This window comes from Endozoicomonas sp. ALC013 (genome assembly GCF_049310205.1).
Classification (GTDB): Bacteria; Pseudomonadota; Gammaproteobacteria; order Pseudomonadales; family Endozoicomonadaceae; genus Endozoicomonas.
Map to the genome: position 1 here is coordinate 1 of NZ_JBLYNS010000207.1, position 6,528 is coordinate 6,528.

The 6,528-nt window shown below is 50.0% G+C and carries 4 protein-coding genes; all 4 read left to right on the top strand.

What is annotated here, in order from left to right:
• Window positions 1–80: 80 nt before the first annotated feature.
• Window positions 81–3,491 (top strand): DUF1601 domain-containing protein, encoded by a 3,411-nt coding sequence (locus tag ACO6V1_RS21870; RefSeq protein WP_422450763.1) that lies wholly within the window; start codon window positions 81–83, stop codon window positions 3,489–3,491.
• A gap of 228 nt (window positions 3,492–3,719) precedes the next feature.
• On the top strand, window positions 3,720–4,583 hold the full coding sequence (locus ACO6V1_RS21875) for a hypothetical protein (protein ID WP_422450761.1): 864 nt from the start codon (window positions 3,720–3,722) through the stop codon (window positions 4,581–4,583).
• Entirely contained in the window at window positions 4,489–5,682 is a 1,194-nt protein-coding gene (locus ACO6V1_RS21880) for an RAP domain-containing protein (protein WP_422450759.1), read from the top strand. The genes ACO6V1_RS21875 and ACO6V1_RS21880 overlap by 95 nt, the downstream gene beginning before the upstream one ends.
• Before the next feature lie 96 nt (window positions 5,683–5,778).
• A partial coding sequence (locus tag ACO6V1_RS21885; RefSeq protein ID WP_422468543.1) for a hypothetical protein occupies window positions 5,779–6,528 on the top strand: 750 nt, incomplete at its 3' end.

Genomic DNA, 6,528 nt, shown 5'->3' on the forward strand with positions numbered 1-6,528 from the left:
CCTGAATTTCGCCCCAAATGAACTTCTGAACAGAACAGCAGTCTGCTTTTTATATTCTCATGAATTAATGAAATATAGTTATGGATAGAAGCTATGCTGGTATCAGTGGTCAATTCGCAAGATCAGGCAATGATTACAACCAACCGGATGGCCAGGCCACTTCTTCACGGCGTGGACGATATAGATATGCCACAGTAAGACAATGGGATAACCCCTCCCGTAATGCCCCGGGACGTAATGAATTTTACCATTCTTCTTTCACACGCTCTTCTCAACATCTACAGTACCGTTCAGTAAACCCTGTTCAAGATTTCAATAGCCTCACCAGACAGGAAATAATGGATGGCCTGCTGAGTAACTCTTATCGTTTCGGTGATCGTTATGATGGGAGAAATCACGGGCAATATGCCAGCTCAATAAAAAAATACACGTTAGCTGCTAAAAGACCGTTAAATCGAGCGGAACAAAACCAGCTGATGCCTTTGCTGCAAAATTTCACAGCAACGCGGAAATGGAATTGGCGAAGCCTGACAACAACACTGCACTCATTTACTTCAGCGGGTGTTTTTACCCCCCATACCCCCATAGATGAGCGTGTTAAGCATACTCAAGTTGCCTTATTGTCAACGCTAGTTGATGCAATAATATTCAAGTGCAACCAAAAAATTGAAACCAGCTATATTGGTGCCCAGGGTGTCGCCAACCTGCTGTGGGCCATGGCGAAACTGGTAGACAGCGGGCAGGAGCAAAAACCAGGGCTCAACGAGGCTGTGGCCGCACTGTTGCCCCACATGAACGCTCAGAAAGACCAATTTAATGCTCAGGGCATTAGCAACCTGCTGTGGGCCATGGCGAAACTGGTGGACAAGGGCCAGGAGCGGACACCGGGGCTCAATGAGGCCGTGGCCAGCCTGTTGCCCAACGTGAACGCACAGAAAGCTAACTTTAAACCACAGGAAATTGCCAACCTGCTGTGGGCCATGGCGAAACTGGTGGACAACGGGCAGGAATGGACAACAGGGCTCAAAGGGGCCGTGACCGCACTGTTACCCTACGTGAACGCACAGAAAGCTAACTTTAAACCACAGGAAATCACCAACCTGCTGTGGGCCATGGCGAAACTGGTGGACAACGGGCTGGAGCGGACACCAGAGCTCAAAGAGGCCGTGGCCGTGCTGTTACCCCACGTAAACGCACAGAAAGCTAACTTTAAACCACAGGAAATCGCCAACCTGCTGTGGGCCATGGCGAAACTGACGGACAACGGGGAGTGGACACCGGAGCTTAAAGAGGCAGTGGCCACGCTGTTACCCTTCGTGAACGCACAGAAATGCCAATTTAATGCCCAGGCTATAGCCAACCTGCTGTGGGCCATGGCGAAACTGGTGAACAACGGGGAGTGGACACCGGAGTTTAAAGAGGCAGTGGCCACGCTGTTACCCTTCGTGAACGCACAGAAATGCCAATTTAATGCCCAGGGTATAGCCAACCTGATGTGGGCCATGGCGAAACTGGTAGACAACGGGCAGGACCGGACACCAGAGTTCAAAAAGCCTGTGGCCGCGCTGTTGCCCCACGTGAACGCACAGAAAGCTAACTTTAATCCACAGGAAGTCGCCAACCTGCTGTGGGCCATGGCGAAACTGGTGGACAGTGGGCAGGAGTGGTCACCAGCGCTCAAAGGGGCTGTGGCCGCTCTGTTGCCCCGCGTGAGCGCACATAGATACCAATTTAATGCCCAGGGCATCGCCAACCTGCTGTGGACCATGGCGAAACTGATGGACATCGAACAGGAGCAGACACCAGGGCTCAAAGAGGCCGTGGCCGCGCTGTTGCCCCACGTGAACGCACAGAAAAACCAATTTATTCCGCAGCATATCGTCAACCTGCTGTGGGCCATGGCGAAACTGGCGGACAACGGGCAGGAGCAGACACCAGAGTTCAAAGAGGCCGTGGCTGCGCTGTTGCCCCACGTGAACGCACAGAAAGACCAATTTAATCCTCAGCATATCGCCAACCTGCTGTGGGCCATGGCGAAACTGGCGGACAATGGGCAGAAGCAGACACCAGAGTTCAAAGAGGCCGTGGCTGCGCTGTTGCCCCACGTGAACGCACAGAAAGACCAATTTAATGCCCAGGGTATAACCAACCTGCTGTGGGCCATGGCGAAACTGGTTGTCAACGGGCAGGAGCGGACACCAGGGCTCCAAGAGACCTTGGCCGCGCTGTTGCCCCACGTGAACACACAGAAAGAACAATTTAATCCTCAGCATATCGCCAACCTGCTGTGGGCCATGGCGAAACTGGTGGACAACGTGCAGGAGCAGACATCAGGGCTCAACGAGGCTGTGGTTGCGCTGTTGCCCCAGGTGAACGTACAGAAAGACCAATTTATTCCTCAGCATATTGCCAACCTGCTGTGGGCCATGGCGAAACTGGTGGACAGCGGGCAGGCGTGGACACCAGGGCTCAACGAGGCTGTGGCAGCGCTGCTGCCCCACGTGAACACACAAATAGACCAATTTAATGCCCAGGGTATTGCCAACCTGCTGTGGGCCATGGCGAAACTGGTGGACAGCGGGCAGACGTGGACACCAGGGCTCAACGAGGCTGTGGCAGCGCTGCTGCCCCACATGAACGCACAAATAGACCAATTCAATGCCCAGGGTATTGCCAACCTGCTGTGGGCCATGGCGAAACTGGGTGACTTTGTTGAGCTGAACGTGGTTACATCTGCGGTTGAATCCCTTGTCTACCGAATCAGTAAAAAACCTCAGCTCTCAAAGCAAGAGATATCGATGTCTCTCTGGGGAGTAATGGTATGTTGTGCCAGGCAATCTCTACTCTCCAATGCCAATAAAAATAACGTGCTTGAAACACACATGAATGACCTGTTTACTCGCCTGAAAAATACATTCCCAGACAATGAAGAGGAACAATCCGTTATTGCCATGGCCGCAAGTTGGCTTGGGAGATCATGCCCGTTCGTCCCCCATTACCAGACAATCATGTCAAAACCTCAAGCCGAATTCCGCAATCAGCTCCAATCATGCATTCCCTCTTTGCAGATTGAAGAAGAAAAGAGTCATAACTCACTGCCTCCGGTTGACCTGCTACTGCCAGATCACAACATGGTGATTGAAGTTCAGGGGCCCTCTCATTACGTGGGTGGTGATTTCAAAACCAGGAATGGTTCGACTCTGCTGAAAATCGCACTGCTGAGAAAATCAGGATTTGAGGTCATTGAAATCCCTGCTAACATGCTTTGGAACCAAGGTTCAATTAAACGATGTATTGATCAAATAAAGACCAGGATAGGCATCCCGCCACAGGGGCATGGCTCTGTATCACTTAAAAGAAGGTGGGCAGATACGGCATACATTACTGCTGATGACAGGCAATCCTCAGATCACGGTTACTTAACCGCCGAAGAACATTCAGAAGAGCAAACCGACAAACCTGCAAAGAGGAAGAAAACAAACAGCCAGTAATCCCCTCCCTTCGACCCAGGAACCGTTTCACATTCCAGGAAAGTTCTACCAGCGTTGAAGACCTGTTCCCCCTGAATTTCGCCCCGGATGTTTGGAAGATAACGGATTGGTGGCAACAGGAGCAGATGCGTTTCTCCAACTGCTTACATTTATCAATATTCCAACAAAATGAACTTCTGAACAGAACAGCAGTCTGCTTTTAATTTCATAAATTAATGAAATATAGTTATGGATAGAAGCTCTGCTGGTATCAGTGGTCAATACGCAAGATCAGGCAATGATGACAACCTACCGGATGACCAGGCGTCTTCTTCAAGGCATGGACGATATGGATATGCCACAGTCAGACAATGGGATAACCCCTCCCGCACTGCCTCGGTGCGTCATGAATTTTACCATTCTTCTGTCACGCGCTCTTCTCAACATCTACAGTACCGTTCAGTAAACCCTGCTCAGGATTTTAATGCTCTCACCAGACAGGAAATAATGGATGACCTTATGAGTAAATCTTACCGTTTCGGTGATCGCTATGATGGGAGACTTGACGGTAATTATGCCAGTTCAATTAAAAAATACACGTCAGCTGCTAAAAGACCGTTGAATCGAACGGAACAAAGCCAGCTGATGCATTTGCTGCAAAATTTCACAGCAACGCCAAGCTGGAATTGGCGAAGCCTGACGACAACACTTCATTCCTTGACTTCAGCGGGTGCTTTTACCCTCCATAACCCCATAGATGAGCGTGTTAAGCTTACTCAAGCTGCCTTACTGTCAACGCTATTTGATGCCATCATATTCAAGTGCAACCAAAAACCTCCAGCCAGGGATATTGATGCCCAGGGTGTCGCCAACCTGCTGTGGGCCATGGCGAAACTGGTGGATAAAAGGCATGAGTTGACACCAGGGCTCAAGAAGGCTGTAGCCGCACTGTTGCCCCACGTGAACGCAAAAAAAAAACCAATTTATTCCTCAGCATATCGCCAACCTGCTGTGGGCCATGGCGAAACTGGTAGACAACGGGCAGGAACGGACCCCAGAACTCAAAGAGAGCGTGGCCGCGCTGTTACCCCACGTGAGCGCACAGAAAGCTAACTTTACACCACAGAGTATCGCCAACCTGCTGTGGGCCATGGCGAAACTGGTGGACAACGGGCAGAAGCGGACACCGGGGCTCAATGAGGCGGTGGCTGCGCTGTTGCCCCACGTGAACGGACAGAAAGCTACCTTTAAACCACAGGAAATCGCCAACCTGCTATGGGCCACGGCGAAACTGGTGGACAACGGGCAGGAGCAGACACCGCAGCTCAAAGATGCCGTGGCCGTGCTGTTGCCACAAGTGAACCCGGAGAAAGCTAACTTTAAACCACAGGAAATCGCCAATCTGCTGTGGGCCACGGCGAAACTGGGTGAGATCGTTGAGCTGAACGTGGTTACCTCTATGTTTGAATCGCTTGTTTACCGAATCATTGAAAACCCTCAGCTCTCACAGCAAGACATATTGATGTCTCTCTGGGGAGTAATGGTTTGCTGTGCCAGATTGTCTCTGGACTCCAATAACAATAACTGGCTTGAAAAGCACATCGATGACCTGTTTATTCGCCTGGAAAATACATCCCCGAACAATGAAGAGGGTCAACACACCATTGCGAAGGCCGCAAGTTGGCTTGGGAGACCGTGTCCGTTCGTCCCCCATTACCATGCAAACGTTTCAAACCGTCAATCCCACTTCCGCAATCAACTGCAATCATGCATTCCATCTTTACGGATTGAAGAAGAAAAGAGTCTGAATTCATTACCACCGGTTGACCTGCTACTGCCAGATCACAACCTGGTGATTGAAGTTCAGGGACCGTCTCATTACGTGGGTGGTGATTTCAACACCAGGAAGGGTTCGACTCTGCTGAAAATCGCACTGTTGCAAAAAGCAGGATTTGAGGTCATTGAAATTCCGGTTAACAGGCTTTGGAATCAGGATTTAACGAAACCATACATTGATCAAATAAAGACCAGGATAGGCATCCCGCCACAGGGGCATGGCTCTGTATCACTTAAAAGAAGGTGGGCAGACGATTCATACGTTACTGCTGATAAAGGCAGGCAACCCTCAAATCATGGTTACCTAGCCGCCGAAGAACAGTTACAAGAACAAACCGGCAAACCAGCCAGGAGGAAGAGAAAAAACAGCCAGTAATTCCCTCCCTGCATTTATCAACATTCCAACAAAATGAACTTCTGAACAGAGCAGCAGTCTGCTTCTTATATTCTCATGAATTAATGAAATATAGTTATGGATAGAAGTTCTGCTGGTATCAGATGTCAATACCCAAGATCAGGCAATGATGACAACCAACCGGGTGACCAGGCCGCTTCTTCACGGCGTGGACGATATGGACATGCCACAGTCAGACAATGGGATCCCCCTTCCCGCACTGCCCCGAGGCGTCATGAGTTTTACCATTCTTCTTTCACACGCTCTTCACAACATCTACAGTACCGTTCAGTAAACTCTGCTCAAGATTTCAACACCCTCACCAGACAGGAAATAATGGCTGACCTGCTGACTAAATCTTATCGTTTTGGTGATCGCTATGATGGGAGACTTCACGGTCAATATGCCAGTTCAATTAAAAAATACACGTCAGCGTCTAAAAGACCATTAAATCGAGCCGAACAAAGCCAGCTGATACGTTTACTGCAAAATTTTTCCGTAACCCGGAGCTGGAATTGGCGAAGCCTGACGACAACACTTCAATCATTGACTTCAGCGGGTGTATTTACCCCTCATAACCCCATGGAGGAGCGTGTTAAGCGTACTCAAGCGGCCTTACTGTCAACGCTACTTGATGCAATAATATTCAAGTGCAACCAAAAACCTCAAGCCAGGGATATTGATGCTCAGGGAATCGCCAACCTGCTGTGGGCCATGGCAAAACTGGTAGACAGCGGGCAGGAGCGAACACCAAGGTTCAACGAGGCCGTGGCTACGCTGTTACCCCACGTAAATGGACAGAAAGCTAACTTTAAACCACAGGGAATC

Coding starts and splice junctions, on each gene's coding strand:
- ACO6V1_RS21870 (WP_422450763.1), top strand. CDS start 81: ATGGATAGAAGCTATGCTGGTATCAGTGGTCAATTCGCAAGATCAGGC.
- ACO6V1_RS21875 (WP_422450761.1), top strand. CDS start 3,720: ATGGATAGAAGCTCTGCTGGTATCAGTGGTCAATACGCAAGATCAGGC.
- ACO6V1_RS21880 (WP_422450759.1), top strand. CDS start 4,489: ATGGCGAAACTGGTAGACAACGGGCAGGAACGGACCCCAGAACTCAAA.